Origin of the sequence: Bradyrhizobium jicamae (assembly GCF_001440395.1) — a bacterium.
Classification (GTDB): Bacteria; Pseudomonadota; Alphaproteobacteria; order Rhizobiales; family Xanthobacteraceae; genus Bradyrhizobium; species Bradyrhizobium jicamae.
The window spans coordinates 129,424-152,770 of record NZ_LLXZ01000205.1 but is presented as its reverse complement, the minus strand read 5'-3'; the positions used below and the strand labels follow the sequence as shown (position 1 = coordinate 152,770).

Annotated in this window: 24 protein-coding genes; 17 read left to right on the top strand and 7 right to left on the bottom strand. The window is 64.1% G+C overall.

The annotated features are described in order from the left end of the window. Nucleotides 1-22 precede the first annotated feature (22 nt). The 5 genes from CQ12_RS36030 (at nt 23) to CQ12_RS36010 (ending at nt 4,273) form a co-directional block, all read left to right on the top strand. Complete coding sequence (locus CQ12_RS36030) at nt 23-2,362, top strand: xanthine dehydrogenase family protein molybdopterin-binding subunit (protein WP_057840002.1); 2,340 nt, start codon at nt 23-25, stop codon at nt 2,360-2,362. 242 nt (nt 2,363-2,604) lie between these two features. Continuing rightward, entirely contained in the window at nt 2,605-2,808 is a 204-nt protein-coding gene (locus CQ12_RS36025) for a hypothetical protein (protein ID WP_057840001.1), read from the top strand. A 229-nt stretch (nt 2,809-3,037) separates the two neighbouring features. Continuing rightward, nucleotides 3,038-3,352 (top strand): ArsR/SmtB family transcription factor, encoded by a 315-nt coding sequence (locus tag CQ12_RS36020; protein ID WP_028346460.1) that lies wholly within the window; start codon nt 3,038-3,040, stop codon nt 3,350-3,352. 2 nt (nt 3,353-3,354) lie between these two features. Further along, nucleotides 3,355-3,819 (top strand): SRPBCC family protein, encoded by a 465-nt coding sequence (locus CQ12_RS36015; RefSeq protein WP_057840000.1) that lies wholly within the window; start codon nt 3,355-3,357, stop codon nt 3,817-3,819. A gap of 37 nt (nt 3,820-3,856) precedes the next feature. Beyond that, nucleotides 3,857-4,273: a GFA family protein gene (locus CQ12_RS36010; RefSeq protein ID WP_057840061.1), complete on the top strand. Its 417-nt coding sequence runs from the start codon at nt 3,857-3,859 to the stop codon at nt 4,271-4,273. Between the two features lie 78 nt (nt 4,274-4,351). Here CQ12_RS36010 and CQ12_RS36005 read toward each other — a convergent pair whose 3' ends face one another. Further along, on the bottom strand, nt 4,352-5,308 hold the full coding sequence (locus CQ12_RS36005; RefSeq protein WP_057839999.1) for a LysR family transcriptional regulator: 957 nt from the start codon (nt 5,306-5,308) through the stop codon (nt 4,352-4,354). A 123-nt stretch (nt 5,309-5,431) separates the two neighbouring features. Between CQ12_RS36005 and CQ12_RS36000 the strand changes: the two genes are divergently transcribed. The 4 genes from CQ12_RS36000 to CQ12_RS35985 all read left to right on the top strand — a co-directional run bounded on the left by CQ12_RS36000 (nt 5,432) and on the right by CQ12_RS35985 (nt 10,636). Then, on the top strand, nt 5,432-6,388 hold the full coding sequence (locus CQ12_RS36000) for a hydroxymethylglutaryl-CoA lyase (protein ID WP_057840060.1): 957 nt from the start codon (nt 5,432-5,434) through the stop codon (nt 6,386-6,388). After that, entirely contained in the window at nt 6,385-7,602 is a 1,218-nt protein-coding gene (locus CQ12_RS35995) for a CaiB/BaiF CoA transferase family protein (protein ID WP_057839998.1), read from the top strand. The genes CQ12_RS36000 and CQ12_RS35995 overlap by 4 nt, the downstream gene beginning before the upstream one ends. A 67-nt stretch (nt 7,603-7,669) precedes the next feature. Then, nucleotides 7,670-8,665 carry a Bug family tripartite tricarboxylate transporter substrate binding protein gene (locus CQ12_RS35990; protein WP_057839997.1) on the top strand — a complete coding sequence of 332 codons (996 nt, stop codon included), beginning with the start codon at nt 7,670-7,672 and terminating at the stop codon, nt 8,663-8,665. A gap of 12 nt (nt 8,666-8,677) precedes the next feature. Next, nucleotides 8,678-10,636 carry an aconitase family protein gene (locus CQ12_RS35985; RefSeq protein ID WP_057839996.1) on the top strand — a complete coding sequence of 653 codons (1,959 nt, stop codon included), beginning with the start codon at nt 8,678-8,680 and terminating at the stop codon, nt 10,634-10,636. A gap of 18 nt (nt 10,637-10,654) precedes the next feature. Here CQ12_RS35985 and CQ12_RS35980 read toward each other — a convergent pair whose 3' ends face one another. From CQ12_RS35980 to CQ12_RS35960, 5 genes are read right to left on the bottom strand one after another with little or no spacing between them, the layout of a single operon-like run. After that, nucleotides 10,655-11,110: a DUF1801 domain-containing protein gene (locus tag CQ12_RS35980; protein WP_057839995.1), complete on the bottom strand. Its 456-nt coding sequence runs from the start codon at nt 11,108-11,110 to the stop codon at nt 10,655-10,657. A 17-nt stretch (nt 11,111-11,127) separates the two neighbouring features. Continuing rightward, complete coding sequence (locus CQ12_RS35975) at nt 11,128-11,601, bottom strand: DUF1801 domain-containing protein (protein ID WP_057840059.1); 474 nt, start codon at nt 11,599-11,601, stop codon at nt 11,128-11,130. Between the two features lie 26 nt (nt 11,602-11,627). After that, the gene (locus CQ12_RS35970; protein ID WP_057839994.1) at nt 11,628-11,834 is read right to left on the bottom strand and encodes a hypothetical protein; all 207 of its coding nucleotides are present in this window, start codon (nt 11,832-11,834) and stop codon (nt 11,628-11,630) included. A 44-nt stretch (nt 11,835-11,878) separates the two neighbouring features. Beyond that, a complete protein-coding gene (locus CQ12_RS35965; protein WP_057839993.1) occupies nt 11,879-12,313 on the bottom strand; it encodes an SRPBCC family protein in 435 nt (144 codons plus the stop codon). Further along, nucleotides 12,310-12,633, bottom strand: a complete 324-nt coding sequence (locus CQ12_RS35960) for an ArsR/SmtB family transcription factor (RefSeq protein ID WP_057839992.1) — start codon at nt 12,631-12,633, stop codon at nt 12,310-12,312. Before CQ12_RS35960 ends, CQ12_RS35965 begins: the two co-directional genes overlap by 4 nt. Before the next feature lie 237 nt (nt 12,634-12,870). Between CQ12_RS35960 and CQ12_RS35955 the strand changes: the two genes are divergently transcribed. Continuing rightward, on the top strand, nt 12,871-13,506 hold the full coding sequence (locus CQ12_RS35955; RefSeq protein WP_057839991.1) for a class I SAM-dependent methyltransferase: 636 nt from the start codon (nt 12,871-12,873) through the stop codon (nt 13,504-13,506). 10 nt (nt 13,507-13,516) lie between these two features. Here CQ12_RS35955 and CQ12_RS35950 read toward each other — a convergent pair whose 3' ends face one another. Beyond that, a complete protein-coding gene (locus tag CQ12_RS35950; protein ID WP_057839990.1) occupies nt 13,517-13,921 on the bottom strand; it encodes a four-helix bundle copper-binding protein in 405 nt (134 codons plus the stop codon). 108 nt (nt 13,922-14,029) lie between these two features. On the opposite strand from CQ12_RS35950, the gene CQ12_RS35945 reads away from it, so the two are divergent. The 7 genes from CQ12_RS35945 to CQ12_RS35915 all read left to right on the top strand — a co-directional run. Further along, a complete protein-coding gene (locus CQ12_RS35945) occupies nt 14,030-14,512 on the top strand; it encodes a hypothetical protein (protein WP_245310305.1) in 483 nt (160 codons plus the stop codon). Between the two features lie 81 nt (nt 14,513-14,593). Next, a complete protein-coding gene (locus CQ12_RS35940; RefSeq protein WP_057839988.1) occupies nt 14,594-15,001 on the top strand; it encodes a FixH family protein in 408 nt (135 codons plus the stop codon). Further along, entirely contained in the window at nt 14,998-16,392 is a 1,395-nt protein-coding gene (locus CQ12_RS35935) for an efflux RND transporter periplasmic adaptor subunit (protein ID WP_057839987.1), read from the top strand. Before CQ12_RS35940 ends, CQ12_RS35935 begins: the two co-directional genes overlap by 4 nt. Beyond that, nucleotides 16,389-19,550, top strand: coding sequence for an efflux RND transporter permease subunit (locus CQ12_RS35930; RefSeq protein ID WP_057839986.1), 3,162 nt, complete (start codon nt 16,389-16,391; stop codon nt 19,548-19,550). The genes CQ12_RS35935 and CQ12_RS35930 overlap by 4 nt, the downstream gene beginning before the upstream one ends. 174 nt (nt 19,551-19,724) lie before the next feature. Continuing rightward, nucleotides 19,725-21,047: an FAD-dependent oxidoreductase gene (locus CQ12_RS35925; RefSeq protein WP_157088684.1), complete on the top strand. Its 1,323-nt coding sequence runs from the start codon at nt 19,725-19,727 to the stop codon at nt 21,045-21,047. A gap of 22 nt (nt 21,048-21,069) precedes the next feature. Next, the gene (locus CQ12_RS35920) at nt 21,070-22,023 is read left to right on the top strand and encodes an alpha/beta fold hydrolase (RefSeq protein ID WP_057839984.1); all 954 of its coding nucleotides are present in this window, start codon (nt 21,070-21,072) and stop codon (nt 22,021-22,023) included. 246 nt (nt 22,024-22,269) lie between these two features. Further along, on the top strand, nt 22,270-23,347 hold a 1,078-nt coding region (locus tag CQ12_RS35915), incomplete at its 3' end, for a TRAP transporter substrate-binding protein (RefSeq protein WP_198164345.1).

The following is a 23,347-nucleotide window of genomic DNA, read 5'->3' as shown; positions in this document are numbered from 1 at the left end:
CGCCCGGCTCCATACAGTTCATATGACCGAACCGTTATTGGGGCGCAGCATCGATCGCCTTGAAGACGCGCGCTTCGTGCAGGGGCGCGGGCGCTATGTCGCCGATCTCGTGGCGGCAAATGCGCTGCATGGCGTCGTCGTTCGTTCGCCGCACGCCCATGCACGCATCGCCGCGATCAGCGCCGAGGCGGCGCGGAAGATGCCGGGCGTTGCCGCCGTGCTGACGGGGGCCGAACTGGCTGCCGACGGGCTCGGCCCGATGCCGTGCGCGGTGACCGCGATCCCGATGACGACGCCGCTGGTGGTGCCGCCCTATCACGCGCTGGCGCACGGCGTGGTTCGCTATGTCGGCGAGCCGGTCGCGTTCGTGGTCGCGGCCAGCGCGGAGGCCGCGCGCGATGCCGCCGAGGCCGTCGTCGTCGATTATGATCCGCTGCCGCCGGTCGTCGCGATCGCAGATGCCATCTCGCCGGGCGCGCCGTCGATCTGGCCGGCAGCGACAAGCAACATCGCGTTTCAGTTCAACCGTGGCGACATCGGCCCGGTGGCAGCGGCGCTCCGCGACGCCGCCCATGTCGTCGAATGCGAACTGGTCAACAACCGCGTCGTCGCCGCGCCGATGGAGACGCGCGGCGCGATCGGGGAGTTCGATGCCGCGAGCGGCCGGCTGCATCTGACCGCCTCGGCCGCCGGCGCGCATGCGATCCGCGATCTGCTGGCCGCCGGTGTCTTTCGCATCGATCGAGAAATGCTCCGCGTCAGCATTCCCGACGTCGGCGGCGGCTTCGGCATGAAGAACGTGCTCTATCCCGAATGGGTGCTAGTGCTGTGGGCGGCGCGCCGGCTTCGCCGCCCCGTCAGGTGGATCGGCGACCGCAGCGAGGATTTCACCGGCTCCGCGCATGGCCGCGACAGCCTGATCCGCGTCCGCCTTGGGCTCGATCGCGACGGTCGCTTGCTGGCGCTCGAGACCAAAGTGTTCGCCAATCTCGGCGCCTATGTCTCGACGGTGGCGCCGGCCGTGCCGACCATGGCGATGGCAAGCGCGATGGGCGGCGTCTACGACATTCCGCTGATCGCGTTCGAGACCAGGGGCGTGTTCACCAACACGACGCCGGTTGACGCCTATCGCGGCGCCGGCAAGCCGGAGGCGAATTATCTGATCGAGCGCTGCATCGATATCGCAGCCCGCCAACTCGGGATGGATGCGCTGAAGCTGCGGCGCAAGAACATCATGCGCCGTTTCCCTTATGCGAGCGCGATGGGACTCACCGTCGAGCAGGGCAGCTTTGCCCATGCGATCGATCACGCGGCCACTGCCGTGGACGGCTTCAAGGCGCGCGAGAGAAGTTCGCGCAAGCAGGGGCGGCTGCGCGGGCTTGGGCTTGCCTGCTTTCTTGAAACCGCGCGTGGCCAGCCCAATGAGGTGGCGGAGGTGGGTTTTGGTCAGGATGGGCTGATCGATTTGAAGGTCGGCACGCATTCCAGCGGGCAGGGGCATGAGACCACCTACGCCCAGATCGCGGCTGATGCGCTCGGCCTGCCGCTGGATCGTTTCAGATTCCGGCAGGGCGACACCGACGATCTCGATTCTGGCGGCGGCCATGGCGGGGCGCGCTCGATGCACCAGGGCGGCACCGCGCTGGTGATGGCGGCGGAAGGCCTGATCGACAATGCGCGGCGGCTGGCCGCCCGCCTGCTGCAGGCCGGCGTGGATGCGATTCAGTATGAGGCAGGCGTGCTGCGGGTGGCTACGACCGGGCAGGAGATCAGCCTCGACGAGGTGGCGCGCGCCTCCTTTCAGTCGGCCGGCGACGACATCGCGCCCGGGCTGGCGCACAAGGCGACGCATCTATGCGACCGCTACACCTTTCCCAACGGCTGCCACATCGCCGAAGTCGAGATCGATCCGGCGACCGGCGAGGTCAGGCTCGACCGTTATGTCATCTTTGATGATTACGGCCGTCTGCTCGATCCGCGGCAGACGCTGGGGCAGGTCCATGGCGGCGTGGTGCAGGGCATCGGCCAAGCGTTGTTCGAGCAGGCGCTGTTCGATGCGGAGACGGGGCAGATCCTGTCGGGCTCGCTGATGGATTATGCGCTGCCGCGCGCCGGCGATCTGCCCGCGTTCGAGGGCGAACTCTCGCCCGACTTTCCAAGCCGCGCCAACCGGCTCGGCGTCAAGGGAAGCGGCCAGGCCGGCGCCATTGCGGCGCCTGCCACGATCATGAACGCCGTGATGAACGCGCTGGCGCCGCTCGGCGTGCGGCACCTGGACATGCCGGCGACGCCCTCCCGCATCTGGCAGGCGATCCAGGTGGCGCATTCGCCGGACTCCGCACGAGCGGCCGTGGCGGACTGACACGCCGCGGATTCTGTTTTGCGCCAATGGCTATATTTGCTGCATTTGAGCCAATCGTTATCCGTTCCTCGAAGGTGCGCCATTACGCGCAATTAAAGGTGTAAGGCAAAGTCATCCACCGGACAGACCGCACGGATCCGGCTGCAATACCGTTTGTTATCGCCGCGCGATCCCTGAGGACTATCGGTGATGAGAGCGCATTTCGGGGCGCCCGCTGTCCTCCAAACGGAAGCGAGCAGATCATGCAGAAGCGGCGTCGCATCAAGCATACGACCACTCTCGAAGAGCGCCTGGCCGAAGAAGCCAAGCAGCTCCGCGCGGAAGCAGGACTGCTGCCGCCTGGCCCCGTTCGGGACGGCCTGTTGCGGAGAGCCCGTCAGGACGAAACGGCCTCGCACATGACCGAGTGGCTGAACTCGCGGGGCTTGCAGCCGCCGCGAGGCTAGCGCCGTTCAAGCGGACGGCTCTGCGTACCGCAGCCTGATCAATGGCGAGGCCTTAGGTCACGCCGCGCGTCTCCTTTTATCGACCATCGCTTTCGCTGACGGGCGAGCGCGTTAGTTAGCCCGCCAATCGTCTGTCCCTCATCACAGCAAGGTGACGAATGAGTTGACGGCGCTGTCGTTGACATGCAGGTATTTACCTGCATATGTGTCCTCGATACGAGTGAGACCGATGCAGGCTGACAAGGTTTTCAAGGCGCTGGGCGACCCGACACGCAGAAAGCTGCTTGACCTTCTCTGCGAGAAGAACGGACAGACGCTCGGCCAGCTTTGCGAAAACCTCGACATGGCCCGGCAATCCGCCACGCAGCACCTCGAAATCCTCGAGGCGGCCAATCTGGTGAGCACGGTCAGGCGTGGCCGGGAAAAGCTGCATTTCATCAACCCTGTGCCGCTGCACGAGGTCTACGAACGATGGGTCCGGAAATTCGAACGACAGCGGCTCAGCCTGCTGCACGATCTGAAGAAAGAGCTCGAAGGAGAGTGACGATGAGCAAAGAGACGACCAGCTTTGTCTACGTGACCTATATTCGCTCGACGCCGCAGAAGGTGTTCGAGGCAATCACGAAACCGGACATCGCAAGGCGCTACTGGGGCCACGAGAACGTCTCTGACTGGAATCCCGGATCGAAATGGGAGCACGTCCGCGCCAATGATGCGAGGACGGTCGAACTCGTCGGCAAGGTCGTCGAGGTCTCGCCGCCGGCCCGTCTCGTCATCACCTGGGCGAATGCATCGCAGGCTTCCGATCCTTCTGCCTACAGCCGGGTGACGTTCGAGATCGAAGAATACGAGGAGATGGTTCGGCTGACCGTCACCCATGACGAACTCGAAGCCGGCAGCGGGATGGCGAACGGCATCAGGAAGGGTTGGCCGGTCGTCCTCGCCAGCATGAAATCCTTGCTGGAAACCGGCCAAGGCCTCGATGTTTTCGCCAAGCCGAAATCGGCCTGATTTTCTTGCCGCATCAAACAGGAACGGGAGAATGACAGTGACCAAGCTTTATGCCGGCGGATGTGCGTGCGGCGCGATCCGTTATGAGACGAGCAGCGAACCCATTGCGGAAAGCCACTGCCAATGCCGCGATTGCCAGCAACGAAGCGGCACGGGACATGGATCCTACCTGGTCTTTCCCCGGCGGGCCGACGTGGCAATTGTCGGCGAAGCGAAGAACTGGCGGGTAGCGGGCGACAGTGGTAACGAAAAGCTCCACGCCTTCTGCCCGACCTGTGGAACGCCGGTCTACCTGACATTCGTCGCCATGCCGGAGCTGATAGCGGTTCACGCCACCAGCCTTGACGACCCCGGCCAATTCCATCCGCAGATGGTCACCTACGGCATCCGCGGCCATGCCTGGGACACACTGGATTCCTCGTTGCAGAAATTCGAGCGAATGCCGCCCGGATAGATTCCGCCGGGAGCAAGATCAAACTGCCGACAATGTCGGCCAAGTCCGCGCAGGGCTCCTCCTGCAGGGATGCTGAACCTAGATCGCTGCGCGCTTGGTCTGCCGGCCGTTTCCTTTCGCCGGCCATCGCCCTGTGCTGACGGCCGAACGGACCACCTCGATCATGGTCTTGCGCACCTCGAGGAGAGCTTTTGTTCGTGGTCGGTCCGCGAGCGACACGAGTGCGAGCGCGCGCGTCAGCGTCGGGTCGACAATTCGGCGCGCGTGATATTTTCCCGCCGCGAGATCCGCGAGCACGCTGGCGCGGGCGAGGATGGCGCAGCCCAATCCGGCCTCCAGCGCCATTCGCAGCGCCGACAGTGAATCGACCTCAAGCGTGTCGCTCGGGATGATCTGATTGCGCAAAACCTGGGTCTGGATGATGGCGCGTGAAGCCGGCATCGGCGCCAGTCCGAGCACGCTTCGCTGCGGAATGGCGGAGAAGGCGACCGGAACCGATGACCGCCCGATCAGGCTCGGATGCCCGACGAGATAGAGGTCTTCTTCCCCGAGCAGTTCGACGTCCAGCCGCGCATCCTTTGGCGGATTATAGGCGAGCGCGAGATCGACGGTGCCCGAGAAGACGCGCTCGATCAGCGCCGGCGACAGCGCCTCGACCACGGTCAGGTGCACGCCCGGGGATTTCGTTCGCACCGCCTTCATGACATCGAGCGCGACCATGGAGATCGCGGTGTGGCTGAGGCCGATGCAGACCGGACCGGCTGCGGCCTCGTTATAGGTCCGCACATCCTCTTCGGCCTTGCCGAGCGCCGACAGCACGGCGCTGGCGTGCTCGTAAAGCCGCCGGCCGGCCGCGGTCAGCGCGATGCCACGCGGCCGTCGCTCCAGCAGCTTGACGCCGAGTTCGGTTTCGAGCGCGGCAACGTGATGGCTCAGCGCCGACTGTGCGACATTGAGTGCCTCTGCCGCGCGCGACAATACGCCGGCATCGGCGATGGCGATGAAGTAGCGAAGCTGCCGCAATCCAAGCGCCATCGAATTCGCTCCTGATATCTAATTATCAGAACGTAATGATCTTCATATTATATTTGCCAGATGTCTGGGCGCGCGGCAAGCTGGCGTGCAATCACCAAGGATTATCCCAGGGAGCGCCGGCGCATGGACCTGCCCGATAGCGTCGTCATCACCGAGGAGGGGCCTCGCGAAGGCTTTCAGATCGAGCCGGGCCCGATCGCCACCGCCGACAAGATCGCGCTGATCGACGCGCTCTCCGCCTGCGGCCTGCGCCGGATCCAGGTCGGGTCCTTCGTCAATCCGAAGCACGTTCCGGGTTGGGCCGATGCGGAAGCCGTGATGGAAGGGTTCACTGCGCGCGAAGGCGTCGAATACTCCGCGTTGTGGTTCAACGAGGGCGGACTGAAGCGGGCGCTCGCGTTTGAGAACAAACTCACGCTCGCCGGATTCATCTCACTGAGTGCATCCGAGCCGTTCGCGATCAGGAACCTGAATCGCGAACGGCTCGGGCAACTCGATGCCATGCGCGACTATGTTCGCGTGCACCGACAAGCCGGCGTACCGATTGCCAAGATCATCGTCATGGCCGCGTTCGGCTGCAATTTTGCGGGCGACGTCTCGCCAGCGAAGGTCGTCGAGACGGTGGCGGACGGGCTTGCGATTGCGCGCGAAGCCGGCGTGGAAGTGCGCGACGTTTCGCTCGCGGATTCCATGGGCTGGGCGACGCCCCGGCGGGTCGCAGCCGCCGTCGGCGCCGTTCGCGAGCGCTGGGACGATTTGCGGATCGCGCTGCACCTCCATGACACCCGCGGGCAGGGCATCGCCTGCGCTTACGAAGGCCTGCGGCTCGGCGTCACCGCGTTCGACGCCGCCGTGGCCGGACTCGGCGGCTGTCCGTTTGCCGGGCAGCCGGGCGCGCCGGGCAACATCGCCACCGAAGAGCTCGTATTGCTCTGCGAGGAGATGGGCATCTCGACCGGCCTCGACATCGAAGCGCTGATCGAGGCCGGACGGCTTGCCGAGCGGATCGTCGGACACCGGCTGCCGAGCGCCGCGTTGCGATCGGGAACGCTCGCCGCATTCAGGAGACGGGCTGCATGACGACGTCCTCCAAACCGCTTGCCGGGATGAAAGTACTCGATTTCGGCCACACCATCATGGGGCCGTGCGCCGGCGTGCTGTTTGCCGATCTCGGCGCCGACGTCGTCAAGATCGAACCGGCCGACGGCGATCCGACGCGGCGGCTGCCGGGTTTTGCCGCCGGCTTCTTCGCGACCTACAACCGCAACAAGCGTTCGATCGCGATCGACCTGAAACGATCAGAGGGGCAGGCGGTCGTGCACCGGTTGGTCAGGGATGCCGATGTCGTGCTGGAAAATTTCGGTCCGGGCACCATCGAACGGCTCAAATGCAGTTGGGAGGATCTGCGCCAGATCAATCCGCGCCTCGTCTATCTCTCGATGAAGGGTTTTCTGAAGGGCCCGTACGAGAACCGCGGCGCGCTCGACGAAGTCGTGCAGATGCAGTCCGGGCTCGCCTATATGACCGGCCCGCCGGGCCGGCCGCTACGCGCCGGCGCGCCCGTGATCGACATTCTCGGCGGCGTGTTCGGCGTGGTCGCAGCGTTATCCGCGCTGCGCGAGCGCGACGTCACCGGCGTGGGACAGAAGGTTGCGAGTTCGCTTTTCGAAAGCGCGACCTTCATGCTTGGTGCGGTCGTCGTCGGCAGCGCGGTCACGGGCGGGCCGATGCCGCCGATGCCGGCGCGGAAAAATGCCTGGGGTGTGTATGACGTTTTCACCGCTTCCGACGGCGGTCAGGTCTTCATCGGCTGCACCTCTGATGGCCACTGGCAGCGCTTTTGCGATGCGTTCGGCTTCGACGAATGGCGCGACGATCCGAGGCTTATCGGCAACGCCAATCGCTGCGAAGCGCGCGAGTGGATGCGGCCGGAGCTGGAGCGGCGGATCACCAAACTGCCGCTGAACGAAATCCTCGAAAAATGCGAGACGGCGCGGGTGGCCTATTCGCGGGTGGGGCGGCCCGACGAATTGTCGCTCGATCCGCATCTGCTTGCCAATGGCGGCTTGCTTGCGACCGCCGTGTCGGCATTCGGCGGCGGACCGCTGGTCGGAATCCCGGCGCTGCCGGTGGAGTTCGGCGAGGCGCGCGAACGGCCGGGCCTTGCGCGGCAGCCGCCGCGGGTCGGCGAGCACGCCGACGAAATCCTGCAAGCGGCCGGATATTCGGAGCGTGAAATTGCGGACTTGCGTTCGGCCGGCGTGCTGGCGGCGGTGGTGAGCGTGCCCGCATAGCAAGCGAGTAGAAAGAGCGGTCTCAACCGTCTGCGCAAAAGAAAAATAGTCAGGGAGGAAGCGGAACATGATCTTCGACAGGCTGTTTCGAGGGAAGGTGCTGGTTCTCGGCGTCGCCATCATCGCGATGGTGCTGGCTGGCGTGACGTCGAATGCTGGCGCACAGCCGTACCCGTCGCGGTCGATCACCATCCTGGTCGGCTATTCCGCGGGCGGGCAGGCTGATGCGCTCGCGCGGATCATCGGCAAGCAACTCGGCGAGAACCTCAAGGTCTCCGTCGTCATCGAGAACAAGACGGGCGCCAACGGCATGATCGCGGCGCAGGCGGCGGCACGGTCCGAGCCTGACGGATACACCGTCCTGATGGTGACGGATGCGATGGTCACCATCGATCCGCACCTCGCCACCAGCAACCATTTCGACCTGTCGACGGCGATGGAGCCGGTCGTCAATGTCTCATGGTCGCCGCTGCTGCTGGCCGCCGCCAACAATGTGCCGGCGAATTCGGTCGCCGAACTGGTCGCGCTCGGCAAGCAGAAGACGCAGAACCTGAGTTTCGGCAGTTCGGGCAGCTCGACGCCGCACCGTCTCGCCGGCGAGATGCTCCAGAAGTACGGCGGCTTCACCATGACCCACATTCCCTACAAGGGAACCGCGGCCTCGGTGAACGACCTGCTGGGCGGACAGATCCCGCTATTGTTCGGCGCGCCGACGGCGGTAGAGCCGCTGGCGACGGCGGGGAAGCTCAAGGTGCTCGGCGTCACCTCGGAGAAGCGCTATCCGCTGCTGCCCAACGTGCCCGCCATCAGCGAGACGTTCCCGGGGTTCAAGATCATCAGCTATATCGGCTTCATGCTGCCGAAGAAGGCGCCGGCGTCCGTGATCGCGGCGTTGAACAAGGAAGTGAACCAGATCCTTGGCACCGACACGATGCGCGCCTGGCTGGACAAGCAGGGCATGGTCGCGGTCGGCGGCACGCCCGATGATTTCAAGCGCCAGATCGCGGTCGACTATCAGGCGCGCGGTGAACTCGTCCGCGCTCTCGGCATTACCGCCGAGTGAGAAGGGGGCGTCATGGCGACCGCATCGAACGAGCAGGTCAGATTTGATGGCCGCATCCTGTTTCTTTCTGATGACGCCGATATGGTTGAGCGTCAATTGGGAGGAGCGGACATTTCGCTGGCCGACGCGTTGCCGTTGCGCAGCGACGTGTCGACCGACGAAATCACGCCGGCCGCCATCTGTTACTACTATGACGAAAAGCTCGGGGACTATCCCTATCACGGCCTGAAATGCGGTCGGCGCCTGCCGGTGTCAGTCGGCAGCGTCAAGGCTGGCGGGTTCGGCGTGACGGTGGCCGGACGCCGCTATGGCAAGGGCTCCTCGCGCGAGGCCAGCCCTTATGCCGAGTGGTGCGCCGGCATCCGGCTGGTGATCGCGGAAAGTTTTGAGCGCATCTATCGGCAGAACTGCCGCAACCTCGGCATCTACACCTCGACCGACTTCGGGCTGGTCGAACGCATCCGCCGCGGCGAGAGCATTCCCGTCAGCGAGTTTACGCAGGGCGAGGATGAACTCACTGCGGAGCTCATTCGCCGGGGAGGGCTGTTCAAGCTGACACGGGCGCGAAGAGACGGATGGTCGCCGACGGCGCATACCATCGCATCGCGGCCGATGACCTATGCCGAAAAAATCGTTGCGCGCGCTTCCACCGGCAACTGCGATGCGGTCTTTCCCGGTCAGGCGATCTTTGCGACGGCCGACTGGCGCTACGCCCATGAATACGTGACGCCGATGTGCGCCAGCTTCCTGAGCCGGGAAATGGGCGATCAGATTACGTTGCACGATCGCGCGAGCATTGTCTGCTTCGGCGATCACTTGCCGTTCATTCATCGGAGCATGTCGGCGGAACGGCGTGCGCGGGGGTTGCTTGAGGCGGCGCAGGCATTGGCCAAGGTCCAGCAGCAATTCTGCGAGAGGCACGGGCTGCGCCTGCACGGTTACCTTGCGGACCGCGATGGTTCGGAAGGCATCAGCCACTCGATCATGGCCGAGCGTTATGTGAAGCCGGGCCAGTTGGTCGTCGGCACCGACTCCCATACGCCCCATTGTGGGGCCTTGGGCGCTTTGGCGTTCGGCATCGGTACGACCGAGATGGCGAATGCCTGGGTGACGGGAGAGGTGCGCGTTGAAGTGCCTCGGACCTGCCGGGTGCGGCTCAATGGCCGGATACCGGCGGGCGTCGAGGCAAAAGATATCGTCCTGCATCTGCTGCGCTTGCCTTACGTTCGCGAGGGCAGCGCGATCGGCCAGGTGATCGAGTATTGCGGCGAAGCGCTATCGGGTCTTTCCACGGACGAACGCGCGACCCTGACCAACATGGTCGCGGAGATCGGCGGCTTCAGCGGGATTGTGATTCCCGACGAAGAGACGTGCCGGTTTGTCAGGGAGCGGCGCGGCATCGACCTGCAGCTTGAGCCGTGGATGCGCAGCGACGAAGGCGCCGCGCTCGCGCACATCATCGAGGTCGAATGCGAGAGGCTCGAGCCGATGCTGGCGCGGCCCGCCGATCCCGGACATGGCGTCGCCATATCGGAGCTGGCTGAGACAGTGGGGATCGATATCGCCTATGGCGGCTCGTGCACCGGCGGCAAGCGCGAGGATATCCTGCATTACCATGCTGTGCTCGAATGGGCTGCAAGGCATGGCATGCGCGTTGCCGCGGGAACACGCTTCTTCCTACAGTTCGGCAGTCAGGATGTTCGCGACTATTGCCTGCAGCACGGCATGATCGACGTGTTCGAGCGCGCCGGCGTCGAACTGATCGAGCCGGGCTGCGGCGCCTGCGTGAATGCCGGCCCTGGAGTCTCCGAGCGCGCCGATCAGGTGACGGTGAGCGCGATCAACCGCAATTTTCCGGGACGCTCCGGGCCAGGCCAGGTGTGGCTGGCAAGCCCGTCCACGGTGGCGGCCAGTGCGATCGCCGGCCGCATCGTGAGCTTTGAGCAATTGCGCGCGCAGTCATCGTCCTGAAATCAGGTAGCCGCCGCCTCAGGCGCTGTTCGATTTCTTCCGCGCGCGTGTGGCCGCTCGCGCTGATGCATTCAGCGCCGCGGCCTCGCGAATGAGCGCCTTCAGCGCCTTTTCATTGATCTTGTCGCCCTCGTGGATATCGATGGCGCGTCGGACGTTGCCTTCCAGGCTGGAATTGAAGAGGCCTGAAGGATCATCCAGCGCGGCGCCCTTGGCGAAGGTCATCTTCACGACCGCCTTGTAGGTTTCGCCGGTGCAAATGATGCCCTCGTGCTCCCACACCGGCACGCCGCGCCACTTCCATTCCTCGACCACGTCGGGGACGGCCTGCTTGATGATGCTTCGGACACGCGCGAGCGTCTCGCCGCGCCAGTCGCTGAGCTCCTTGATACGCGCATCGATGTGTTGAGCGGGAGAGCTGCCGCCTTTTGCCTCGTTCGCGCCGCTCTTCTTCATGCTTGTTGCTTTCTTCATGGCTGTTGTCATTCCGCTCACAACCGTTCGCCGGGCAATTGGCTCGCCTGCTTCACCCAGGCGCAGAATTGGACCTCATCAAGCTCGCCCTCATGGATGTCGAGATAGCGCACTTCATTGTGCTTGGATTCGCCTGAGGGGACAGGGCACAGCGAGGTGCCGCGGAAGAACGTCACCTTGATGTATTTGGTGAAGCAATGAAAGCTGAGGAACCAGGGACCCTGTTCCTCGGTACCGTAAAACGGCGAATTCCATTTCACCGCCTTGTGCACGCCGGGGACGGTGCGCACGATCAGCGCGTCGAGTTGGCGCCCGAGATCGCGTTTCCAGCCGGGTATCGCCGCGATGTAGGCCTGCACCGGCGCGTCGCCGTACCCCTTGGCGATCTGAGGATTGCCGCCCGAGAGCAGCACAGGCTTTGCAGCGGGCTGCTTTGCCGCGGTTTTCTTTGCGGTGGTCTTTTTTGCGGCCTTCGACGTCGTTTGTGCCATGGCGTTCATTCCTGTCCGGCGCAGCTTCAGCCGCTGCGCCATTTGGCGGCGTAGGGCAATGCGAACATGTATAGCCCAGAAAGCAGCAGCAGGATGAGCGGGAGCAGCGCCAGCAGGCCGACCCAGACGGCTGGTTGCCCCTGCATCATGGCGACGATGTTGACGATGACGGCTACCGTGAAGGCAATGGATAGCCAACGGTGGATCTGCCGGATCCGATTGTTCCAGTTCAATGAGACCTCCTTTTGAAGAAGAGACGGAGCGCGATGCCGCGGTTTCAGTCCGCCCGCGCTACGAGTTCTTCCAGTTTTTCGAAGAACTGCTTCCATCCGGCATGCGCGCCGCCATAGGCCTGCTTCTGGTCCGGCCGGAAGCCGGTCTGCTCCATGCGCAGGAGGGTACCGGTGCGCGTTGGCGTCAGCGTGAAGGTCACGACGCTCTGCAAAGCGAAGGCCGCATCGTCATGGTTGAAATTCCAGGTGTAGGACAGCGCCTTGTTCGGCTCGATGGCGAGAACCTCGCAGTCGAGCACGCCGCCCCATTCGCCGCGCAGATTGAAGCGGTGGCCGACGGCAGGCTTGAAGTCGTTCTTCATCAGCCACTCCTCGATCAGATGCGGTTGCGTGAGCGCGCGCCAGAGCTTTTCCGGCGGATGAGGCATCTCGCGTTCGACGACGACGGAACGCGTTTCGGTCGCAGCACTGTTGGTCATTGGTCCATCCGTTTGAGCAGGTCTTCGAGATCGTCGAATCTTCGTTGCCAGAACCCCGCCATCTCGCTGGTCCAGTCGATCAGCGGGGCGAGGGCGCCGAGTTGCGCGCTGTAATGCGTTTGCCGGCCTTCATGGCGGTCGCGCACCAGCCCGGCCTGTTTCAGCACGCCGAGATGTTTTGAGACCGCCGGCTGAGAGATGCCGGCGCGGGCCGTCAGCGCCCCGACGGTCTGCTCGCCTTCGCGGCACAGGCGCTCGAAGATCGCCCGGCGGGTCGGATCAGCGAGAGTTCGAAAGAGCACGTCGTGGGTGTTGGGCATCGGAGATCGATAACTTCCGGGTTATCGGTTATCCATAACCGCCAAGCTATGGATCGGTCAAGCCTGGAAATGCGGTTACGCGCCTGAGCTTCTTCTTCTGCTGCGAAAGTGCGATTTTGGCAGGTTCCCATCGTGGTTAGTGGGGCATATCCCGCTGGTTATGCATCCCTTAATCTGATGATCTGTTGTTGAGGACCGGGACGCTCATATATTGAACCTCCGATCGGGAGAGTTTCGATGGAAGCGACCAGCCGCCAAGCCCATTGGGACAACGTCTACACGACGAAGGGCGAAAACGAGGTCAGCTGGTTTCAGCAAAGCGCGGCACCTTCGCTCGACCTGATCGTGCAGGCGGGCGCAACTGACGAGTCCGCCATCATCGACATCGGCGGCGGCGCGTCGCGGCTGGTCGACAGTCTCGTCGAGCAGGGCTTTGAGGATGTCACGGTGCTCGATCTGTCCGCCGCGGCTTTGACGGTCGCGCGCAGCCGGCTTGAGAGTCATCTCGGCGCCAGCGCGGAGAAGGTCAGGTGGATCGTCGCTGATGTGACGACCTGGAAGCCGGCGAGGGCCTACGATATCTGGCACGACCGGGCGGCGTTTCACTTTCTCACCGACGCCAGCGATCGCGAAGCCTACATCGCCAGCCTCAGGGGTGGCCTCAGGATCGGCGGTCACGCCATCATCGCGACCTTCGCGCCCGACGGCCCGGAGAAATGCAGCGGCCTGCCGGTCGCGCGCTACGACAACGCGAGCCTTGGCCAGACGCTCGGCGCCGCGTTCCAACTGATCGATACGCAGCGGCACGAGCATGCGACGCCTTGGGGCGCGCGGCAGGCCTTCCAGTTCAGCATATTCCGGCGCGAGGGCTGATCTGCCCGTTTTAGTGCGCCATGCCCCGGGCGACTTCCTGGCAGGCCTCCATGCAGCGGCGGCAGCTTTCGGCGCAGATGCGGCAATGCTCATGCATGGCAGCGTGCTTTTGGCACTCCTCCGCGCACAGCCGGCAGGCCGCGGCGCAGACGCTGAGCATGCGGCGCATCACTTCGTCGTCGGAGCCGGTCCGGCGGGTCATGATGCGGCCGGTGATGTTGCAGATGTCGGCGCAATCGAGATCCAGCCGGATGCACTGGGTCAGCTCCTGCACCATTTTCTCGGACAGGCAGGCGTCGGCACAGGAAGTGCAGATCTGGGCGCAGGAGTAGCATTCCTCGATGCAGCGGATCAAGGCGTCGCTGACCTGGCCCTGGACGGCCGGGTGAGTGCCGATCATTTCGCGGGCATGCATGGCTTAAGCTCCTTGGCTGGGGGCGGGACCGCTACCGGGGGCGGTCATCCCTTCAAGTCGCGGCAGTCAAAAATGTTCTGACAGGCCCGAATTCGGGTCCGCGGATGGTTGACTGATCGCAAATGCGACCTTGCTCCGTCTGCTTATGTTAAGGAAACCCGCGACTTCGTGATGGAACTTCACTTCCCATCATGGGCCTTGGTGTGCGAAACTGGTTTCGTGAAACGTTCGATCCTCCTTTGCCGGCTGCTGGCGGTCCTCGTGATCGTCGGCCTCGTCATCGCCCCGCTCACGGCGCGGGCGAATACGACTGCCATGGCATCGATGGCGATGACGTCGATGGCCGATGACGCCGCCATGTCCGACGATATGCCGTGCTGCCCGGATAAATCGGCGCCGGCCGATTGCGACCAGTGCCCGTTGATGGCGCTGTGCGTGTCGACGACGTTGCAGGCGCCGCTGCCGGCCGCTGTCACCGAAATCCGACCCGTGACGCTTCGCACGCTGCTCCCCGGCAGCGATCCCGAAGTGGACGGCGTTGGATATTCGCCTCCGCCAAAACCTCCCCGGTCCCTGGTCCTTTCGGCGTAACGCCGATTCGCGCGCGGCGCCTCGCGGCGTGCGCGCCCATGCCGCCCTGGCGCGGCTGACCATGAGATCGAGGATACCAGGATGAAAGCTATTCCGTTTTCGCGTGGCCTGCGGGTTGCGCTGACCGGCGCTGCCCTGAGCTGCGCCGCCACCGTCGCGTTCGCCGACATCAAGGATTACGAATTCAAACTGGTCGAGCCGACCGTCAAGGTCGGCCCCGGCCAGACGATCGCGGTCAGACTGGAAGACACGCGGACCGGAAAGACCGTGCCTGACGCGGTGATCTTTGCGACGCGTCTCGATATGGCGCCGGATGCCATGCAGGAGATGGTGAGCGAGCTGACGCCGTTGCCGGGATCGGAGCCGGGCACCTACCGCTTCAAGGCCGATTTCACCATGGAAGGCCGATGGCAATTGTCGCTCGGCGCCAAGGTGCAGGGCGAAACCGGCACCGTCGACAACAAGCTCGTGATTCAGGCCGACAAATGAAGCGGTCCTTTCAGGTTGCGATTGCTGCTGCCGTGACGGCGGCCGTGATCGCCGGCGTCTTCGCGCGTCCCTATCTCTTGCCGGGCGGCGAGCATGCGCATGTCATCGCTCAGGCGAGCGCCCCGGCGGGCGCGCCGATCTACTATCAGGATCCGGACGGCAAGCCGTTCTATTCGCTGACGCCGAAGAAGACGCCCGATGGCCGCGACTACCGCGCCGTTCCGCGCGGCGCGGACATCAGTTTTGACGATCCCGAGGAGAGCGCAGCGCCGCCCGCCGGCCGCAAGATCAAATACTACCGCAACCCGATGGGCCTGCCGGATGTCTCGCCGACGCCGAAGAAGGACTCGATGGGGATGGACTACATCCCCGTCTACGAGGGCGAGGACAACGACGACGGATCGGTCAAGGTCTCGCCGGGCAAGATCCAGCGCACCGGCGTCAAGTCGGAGCTGGCCGCGCGGCGCGTGATCCGCACGACGGTGCGCGCGCCCGGCACCATCCAGCTCGACGAGCGCCGCGTCTCCGTGATCGCGATGCGCGCCGAAAGCTATGTTCAGAAGGTCGCCGATGTCACTACGGGGGCGCATGTCGTCAAGGGCCAGCCCCTGATGGAAATCTATAGCCCGGCGGTTTCGTCGGCCGCGGCGGAATACATCTCGACACTGAACTCAAAAGTCACCGGCGGCGCCGAGGGATCCTATGGCAGGGGATCGCGCCAGCGGCTGATGAATCTCGACGTTCCGGAAGCGGCGATCGTCGCCATCGAGAAAGGCCGCAACGTTCCGATCGGGATCGAATGGACCTCGCCGCGCGACGGCATCGTTCTCGAACGCAACGTCGTCGAGGGCATGCGTGCCCAACCGGGCGAGACCCTGTTCAGGATCGCCGACCATTCGGTGATGTGGGCCATGATCGACGTCGCCGAACGCGATCTGGGGGCGATGGCGGTGGGCCAGCGCGCGATCGTGCGCGCGAGAGGTTTCCCCGGGCGCGAGTTCGCAGGCAAGATCAACGTGATCTATCCGGCGATCACCAGGGAGACGCGGACCGCGCGGGTGCGGGTCGAACTGTCCAATCCGGATCTCCTGCTGATCCACGATATGTATGTCGATGCCGAGATCGAGACCGGCAGTGGGACGGCCGTGCTCGCCGTTCCGGAAAGCTCGGTCATGGATACCGGCAGCCGGCAGGCGGTGCTGGTCGACAAGGGAGAAGGGCGATTTGAGCCGCGCGAGGTCAAGCTTGGCCATCGCGGCGAAGGCTATGTCGAGATACGCGAGGGGCTTGCCGACAACGATCCGGTGGTGACGTCAGCCAACTTCCTGATCGATGCCGAAAGCAATCTGAAAGCGGCATTGAAAGGCTTTGCCGAGGGGAGCCAGCCATGATCGCCCGCCTCATCGCATGGTCGGCGCGCAACCTTGTGCTGGTATTGTTCGGCACCGGCTTTGCCGCTGCCGCCGGCCTCTACGCGCTCGCGCATCTGCCTCTCGACGCGATTCCGGATCTCTCGGACACCCAGGTGATCGTCTACACCGAATATCCGGGGCAGGCGCCGCAGGTGATCGAGGACCAGGTCACCTATCCCTTGACCACGGCGATGCTCACGGTGCCGCGTTCCAAGGTGGTGCGCGGGTTCTCGTTCTTCGGCGTGTCGTTCGTCTATGTCATCTTCGAGGACGGCACCGACATCTACTGGGCGCGTTCGCGCGTGCTGGAATTCCTCAACGGCGCGGCTTCAAGGCTGCCGGCCGGCGTGACGCCGACCATCGGTCCAGACGCCACCGGTGTCGGCTGGGTCTACCAATATGCCGTGATGTCGAACGAGCTCAATCTCTCCGATACCCGCGCCATTCAGGACTGGAACCTGAAATTCGCGCTGGCGAAGGCGGAAGGCGTTGCCGAGGTCGCCAGCGTCGGCGGCTTTGTGCGGCAATATAACGTCGTGCTCGATCCGCAGCGGATGCGCGATCTCGGCATCACCATGCCGAAGATGCGGGATGCGATCCGCGCCAGCAATGCCGATGTCGGCGGCCGCACCGTCGAACTCTCCGAATTCGAATATGTGATCCGCGGCAAGGGCTATCTGAAAGGCATCAACGATCTCGGCAACATCGTGCTGAAGGCCAGCAACGGCACGCCGGTGCTGCTCAGGGATATCGCCCGCGTCGAGCTCGGCCCGGACGAGCGCCGCGGCATCGGTGAACTCAACGGCGAGGGCGAGGCGGCAAGCGGCATCGTGCTGCAGCGCTTCGGCGTCAATGCGCTGGATGTGATCCAGAACGTCAAGAAGCGCTTTGCGGAGATTGCTTCCAGCCTGCCGAAATCGGTCGAGATCGTGCCGGTCTACGACCGCTCCAATCTGATCAACGCCGCCATCGCCACGCTCAAGAACACGTTGCTGGAGGAGTGCATCATCGTTGCATTGGTGTGCATCGTGTTCCTGCTGCACGTCCGCAGCGCGCTGGTTGCGATCCTGATGTTGCCGGTCGGCGTGCTGATGGCGTTCGGCGCGATGAAGCTGCTCGGCATCGGCTCCAACATCATGAGTCTTGGCGGTATTGCGATCGCGATCGGCGCGATGGTCGATGCGGCGATTGTCATGATCGAGAACGCGCACAAGCACCTCGAGCGGGCGGAGCCCGGGCAATCCCGTCTGACCATCCTGATCGAGGCGGCATCCCAGGTCGGGCCGGCGCTGTTCTTCAGCCTGCTGATCATCACCGTCTCGTTCATGCCGATCTTCACGCTGGAGTCGCAGGAGGGCCGGTTGTTCAGTCCGCTGGCTTTCACCAAGACCTTTGCGATGGCGGCGGCGGCGCTGTTGTCGGTGACGCTGGTGCCGGCGCTGATGGTGCTGTTCGTGCGCGGAAGGATCATTCCGGAGCACAGGAATCCGATCAACCGCTTCCTGATCTGGATCTATCGCCCGGTCATCAAGGGCGTGATGCGCGCGAAGATCCTCGTGATCCTGATCGCGATCGGCATTCTGGCTGCAACGGTATGGCCGGCGCGGCAGCTCGGCACCGAATTCATGCCGAACCTGAACGAGGGCACGCTGCTCTATATGCCGACCACACTGCCCGGGCTTTCCGTGACCAAGGCCAGCGAATTGCTGCAGGTGCAGGACAGGATCATCCGCAGCTTTCCCGAGGTGGCGTCGGTGTACGGCAAGGCCGGCCGCGCCGCGACCGCGACCGATCCGGCGCCGACCGAGATGTTCGAAACGATCATCAATCTGAAGCCGAAATCCGAATGGCGGGTCGGGCTGACGCTGGAGAGCCTGACGGCGGAGATGGACAAGGCGCTGCAGTTTCCCGGCGTCTCCAACGCCTGGACCCAGCCGATCAAGGCGCGCATCGACATGCTCTCGACGGGCATCCGGACCCCGATCGGCGTCAAGGTGATCGGTACCGACCTGGTCGAGATCGACCGGCTGGCCAAACAGGTCGAGCAGGTGCTGCGCACCGTGCCGGGTACATCCTCGGCCTATGCCGAGCGCGGCATCGGCGGCTACTATCTCGACATCGTGCCGGACCGGGCGGCGCTGGCGCGTTATGGCATCATGGTGCAGGACGTGCAGGACGTCATCGCCACCGCACTCGGCGGCCAGACGGTGACGACCACGGTGGAGGGCCGCCAACGCTTCTCCGTCAACATGCGCTACCCCAGAGACCTGCGCAGCGATCCGACCGCGATCGCGCGCGACGTGCTGGTGCCGATGCCGGCCGGCGGGGCGGTCCCGCTCGGCGAGGTCGCCAAGGTATCGCCGGCGCGCGGGCCGACCACGATCCGGACCGAGAATGGTCAGCTCGCGACTTACGTCTATGTCGATATCAGGGATCGCGACATCGGCGGCTATGTCGCCGACGCGCAGGCCGCGGTGAAGGCCAGCATCCAGTTTCCGCCGGGCGCCTACGTCATGTGGAGCGGGCAGTATGAGTATCTGGAGCGGGCGACGGCGCGGCTCAAGATCGTGGTGCCGGTGACGCTTGCGATCATCTTTCTGCTGCTCTATCTCAACTTCCGTTCGCTGACGGAAACGCTGATCGTCATGCTGTCGTTGCCGTTCGCGCTGGTCGGCGGCCTCTGGCTGATGTGGTGGCTCGGCTTCAACCTCTCGGTGGCGGTCGTGGTCGGCTTCATCGCGCTGGCGGGCGTCGCCGCCGAGACCGGCGTGGTGATGCTGATCTATCTCAACCAGGCGCTCGACGAGCGTCGGGCACGCAGGACGGCCGAAGGCGGCGCACTGACGCGCGCCGATCTCTACGACGCCATCATGGAGGGCGCGGTGGAGCGCGTGCGCCCGAAGATGATGACGGTGGTCGCGATCATGGCCGGTCTGTTGCCGATCATGTGGAGCACCGGCACCGGTTCGGAAATCATGCAGCGCATCGCCGTGCCGATGATCGGCGGCATGATTTCGTCGACGCTGCTGACGCTGATCGTGATCCCCGCGATCTACGCGCTGGTGAAGGGCGCGGCGCTTGGAAAGCCGTCTGTAACGAAAGTTGAGCCCGGACAAGCAGGAGCCACTGTAACCTAGGCGCAGTTTGCAACGTGGAAATGACATTTTGGCGGTGGGTTCCCACCCGACTTGTGATGCGTTTCACCATCGCCGCAAAAAAGATCGGATAGGCTCGGATTGCCCGGCTGCGCCGGGCGCACGCGTTCGTTGATCCATCTTGGGTCCCATTGCACTCCGCTCCGGGAGGAAATCGTGCCAGATCCTGCAAGAACTCATGCCGTGGTGATTGGCGCCGGCATGGCCGGGCTTACGGCCGCTCAGGCGATCTCAGGGCATTTCGGAAAGGTCACGGTCATCGAGCGGGATACGCTTCCTGCGGAGGCCGCGCCGCGGAGGGGGACGCCGCAATGCCAGCACGCCCACATGCTGCTCGCGGGTGGGCTGAAGGCGCTGCAGGCGCTGTTTCCGGGGTTTGAGCACGATCTGGCGGAAGCTGGCGCGGTGAGGATCCGAGCCGGGAAGGACCTCCGGTTCGAGCGCCCCGGCTTCGATCCATTCCCCATTCGCGATCTCGGCTTCGATATTTTCAGCATGTCGCGCCCGCTGCTCGAAGCCGTTACGCGACGACGCGTCCTGCAGGCCCCGAACATCGGCATTTGCATGCGCTCCCGCGTGACCGGACTTGTCGCCTCGCGCGATGCGACGCGGATCGAGGCGGTCCGTTATGACAGCGGAGATGGTCCTGCTGTGACTGTTGAAGCCGACCTGGTGGTTGAAGCCTCCGGCCGCTGCGGCCTGACGCTGCAACTGCTCGAAGAGCTTGCGTTGCAGGGGCCCGAAGAAACCGAGATCGGCATCGATCAGGCATATGCGAGCACCATCGTCGAGAGGCCCGATCACAACGCCGGCTGGCTCGGCAATATCGTCCTGCCGTCCGCACCCGCGAGCAGCCGCGGGGCATTCCTGTTTCCGATCGAGAACCGGCGATGGCTGCTTTCTGTCGGAGGCAATCATGGCGATGCGCCTCCGGACGACCGCGCGGGATTTATGGATTTCGTCAGGAGCTTGCGCACGTCGACGATTTACGACGCGGTCAAGGACGCGCGTCCGCTGACGGATATCGTCCGCTACCAGTTGCCTTGCAGTACACGGCGACATTTCGAGCGCCTGGAGTCTTTCCCGGCTGGGCTGCTGGCGATCGGCGATGCCGTCTGCCGCTTCAATCCGGTGTTCGGTCAGGGCATGAGCGTGGCCGCGCAGGAAGCTGTGATCCTTGACCGGTTGCTGGCGGAGGATGTCCCCATGGAGCGCCTGGCGCGTGACTTCTTCGCTGCCATTCAAGGCACCATCGCGACGCCGTGGGGCGTTGCCATCTCCGATTTCGTCTATCCCGCCACGCGCGGCGTTCGGCCCGCCGACCTTGCGCAGCGCCTGCAATACGGTATGGCTCTGACTAGGCTCGCCGCTGAGGATCCCGAGGTGCACCGGCTGACGACGGAAGTCTCGCAACTGCTGCAGCCGCAGGCCGCGCTACGCGAGCCGGCGCTCGTGGCGCGCGTGATGTCGCTGGTGTAATTGATAAGGCGGGGAGGCTGCGGTGGATTTTGTGACCGTCCGAAACGGAGCGATCGAACTCAATGTGGCGGTCGCCGGCTCGGGCCCGCTGATCGTCTGCGTCCACGGCTTCCCGGAACTCTGGTACTCCTGGCGGCACCAGATCGCGCATTTCGCGGCACGGGGGTTTCGGGTAGCCGCGCTCGACGTGCGCGGCTACGGGCGAAGCTCGAAGCCTGGAGAAGTCACGGCCTATACGATGCGTCATCTCGCATCCGACGTCGTTGCCGTGATCGAGCACATAGGAGATGGTCCGGCCGTTCTGTTCGGCCACGATTGGGGCGCCCCCATCGTGTGGCACGCCGCACTGCTTCACCCGGACAAGATCAGGGCGGTGGCCGGCCTCAGCGTGCCGTACCGGCCGCGCGGACCCGTACCCTTCATCGAACTCGCGCGAACTCTCTACAAGGGGCGCTTCTTCTATCAGATCTACTTCCAGCAAGAGGGCGTTGCGGAGGCCGAATTGGAGAGCGACATCGCTGCCGCCTTGCGCAAGATGTATTTCGCGCTGTCCGGGGCGGCGCCCCACAACAAGTGGCTCGAGACGAAGTCTCCCGAGGCAAGGCTGCTCGATGGGCTTGTCGATCCGAAGCCGTTTCCGGGCTGGATGGACGAGGCCGATCTGGCTGTCTATGTCGATGCCTTCAGGGCCGGCGGTTTCCGCGGCCCGCTCAACCGATACCGCGCGCAAACAATCGACTTCGCCGAGCTGGCCGAATTGAGCGGACGCAACATTGCGCAGCCGTCGGTCTTCATCGCCGGCGAACGCGACCCCGTGCGCGCCTTCGTCCCGGGCGTCGACCTTTACGCCGAGCCCGGCATCGCCTGCTCCGATTTTCGCGGCTCGACCATCATCCCCGGTATCGGACATTGGGTGCAGCAGGAAGCGCCACGGGAGACTAACGCGGCGCTCGAAGCGTTCGTGCGGGGGCTGTAGCGCAATATCTCTTCGCCGAGTGCGGACCTTGCTTTTCGCCACATCTTCTACGTGCTGACGTCGATCCCGCACAACGGCGCGCACGCAGCAAACAGGCTGCCGGCGCTTGCTGCGGCCAGAATGCAAGATGACAACGTGCACCGATGGTGGCAGAATGGTGACAGACGTGGTTTGAAGACTGGGCGACCAAGAAGAAACGAAGAAAAGGATCGCCGAGCTCACGTCGTCCAAGGGAGGAGATGGCTCATGAAACGTTTGTTTCTGGGGTTGATCGCCGTTGCCCTGTTCGCTTCGGCGTTTGTCGGATCTACTACTGCAGTCATGGCGCAGACAAAGGTGCTGAAGATGCAGGCCACGTGGCCGGCGTCGCTCACGCTCTATGACAACTTCACCTATTTCGCCGAGCGGGTGAACAAGCTGTCGGCCGGCGCCCTGAAGATCGACGCGATGCCTGCCGGCCAGGTGGTGCCGGCGTTCGAAGTGCTGGACGCGACCCACAAGAAGGTGCTCGACGGAGCGCATGCGTGGGCCGGCTACTGGACCGGCAAGAACAAGACCGCGATCCTTTTCACCGGCGGTCCCGGCGGCACGTTCGGCATGGACTTCATGGACGTGATGGGCTGGCTCTATCACGGCGGTGGCAACGAGCTTTACAACGAGTTCTATCAGAAGGAACTCAAGCTCAACGTCGTCGTGTTTCCCATCCTGCCGGCAGGGCCGCAGGCGTTCGGCTGGTTCAAGAAGCCGATCCAGACCGTCGAGGACATGAAAGGCATGAAATGCCGCCAGACCGGCATGGCCGGCGAGGTATGGCAGGCGCTCGGCTTTACAGTGGTCAACATGCCGGGCGGCGAAATCATTCCCTCGGCGCAGCGCGGCGTGATCGATTGCGCGGAATGGGTCGGCGGCATCGAGGACCTGCAGCTCGGCTTCCACAACGTCTGGAAATATCACTATTCGCCTGGCTTGCATGAGAACGTGACGGTCGGCGAAATCGTGATCAACGGCGATGTGTGGAAGGAGCTCAGCGCTCAGCATCAGGAAATCATCAAGTCGGCGGCCAATGAGACATTTCTCGTCTGGTGGACCAAGTGGCAACGCCAGAACGCCGATGCGCTGATTGAAATGCAGCAGAAGCACGGCGTGCAGATCCTGCGCACGCCGACCGAGATCCTGCTCGCCTTCATCAAGAAGTGGGACGAGATCGCGGCGGCGGAGGGCGCCAAGAACCCGTTCTTCAAGAAGGTGCACGACTCGCAGCGGGCTTATGCCAGCGCCGTGGTGCCGTACAAGCGGTCTTATTTCCCGCCGTACTCCTTCATGG

What these genes read in the sequence shown, in the direction of transcription:
- CQ12_RS36030 (WP_057840002.1), top strand. Translation starts at nt 23, where the DNA reads ATGACCGAACCGTTATTGGGGCGCAGCATCGATCGCCTTGAAGACGCG.
- CQ12_RS36025 (WP_057840001.1), top strand. Translation starts at nt 2,605, where the DNA reads ATGCAGAAGCGGCGTCGCATCAAGCATACGACCACTCTCGAAGAGCGC.
- CQ12_RS36020 (WP_028346460.1), top strand. Translation starts at nt 3,038, where the DNA reads ATGCAGGCTGACAAGGTTTTCAAGGCGCTGGGCGACCCGACACGCAGA.
- CQ12_RS36015 (WP_057840000.1), top strand. Translation starts at nt 3,355, where the DNA reads ATGAGCAAAGAGACGACCAGCTTTGTCTACGTGACCTATATTCGCTCG.
- CQ12_RS36005 (WP_057839999.1), bottom strand. Translation starts at nt 5,308, where the DNA reads ATGGCGCTTGGATTGCGGCAGCTTCGCTACTTCATCGCCATCGCCGAT.
- CQ12_RS36000 (WP_057840060.1), top strand. Translation starts at nt 5,432, where the DNA reads ATGGACCTGCCCGATAGCGTCGTCATCACCGAGGAGGGGCCTCGCGAA.
- CQ12_RS35995 (WP_057839998.1), top strand. Translation starts at nt 6,385, where the DNA reads ATGACGACGTCCTCCAAACCGCTTGCCGGGATGAAAGTACTCGATTTC.
- CQ12_RS35990 (WP_057839997.1), top strand. Translation starts at nt 7,670, where the DNA reads ATGATCTTCGACAGGCTGTTTCGAGGGAAGGTGCTGGTTCTCGGCGTC.
- CQ12_RS35985 (WP_057839996.1), top strand. Translation starts at nt 8,678, where the DNA reads ATGGCGACCGCATCGAACGAGCAGGTCAGATTTGATGGCCGCATCCTG.
- CQ12_RS35980 (WP_057839995.1), bottom strand. Translation starts at nt 11,110, where the DNA reads ATGAAGAAAGCAACAAGCATGAAGAAGAGCGGCGCGAACGAGGCAAAA.
- CQ12_RS35975 (WP_057840059.1), bottom strand. Translation starts at nt 11,601, where the DNA reads ATGGCACAAACGACGTCGAAGGCCGCAAAAAAGACCACCGCAAAGAAA.
- CQ12_RS35965 (WP_057839993.1), bottom strand. Translation starts at nt 12,313, where the DNA reads ATGACCAACAGTGCTGCGACCGAAACGCGTTCCGTCGTCGTCGAACGC.
- CQ12_RS35960 (WP_057839992.1), bottom strand. Translation starts at nt 12,633, where the DNA reads ATGCCCAACACCCACGACGTGCTCTTTCGAACTCTCGCTGATCCGACC.
- CQ12_RS35955 (WP_057839991.1), top strand. Translation starts at nt 12,871, where the DNA reads ATGGAAGCGACCAGCCGCCAAGCCCATTGGGACAACGTCTACACGACG.
- CQ12_RS35950 (WP_057839990.1), bottom strand. Translation starts at nt 13,921, where the DNA reads ATGCATGCCCGCGAAATGATCGGCACTCACCCGGCCGTCCAGGGCCAG.
- CQ12_RS35940 (WP_057839988.1), top strand. Translation starts at nt 14,594, where the DNA reads ATGAAAGCTATTCCGTTTTCGCGTGGCCTGCGGGTTGCGCTGACCGGC.
- CQ12_RS35935 (WP_057839987.1), top strand. Translation starts at nt 14,998, where the DNA reads ATGAAGCGGTCCTTTCAGGTTGCGATTGCTGCTGCCGTGACGGCGGCC.
- CQ12_RS35930 (WP_057839986.1), top strand. Translation starts at nt 16,389, where the DNA reads ATGATCGCCCGCCTCATCGCATGGTCGGCGCGCAACCTTGTGCTGGTA.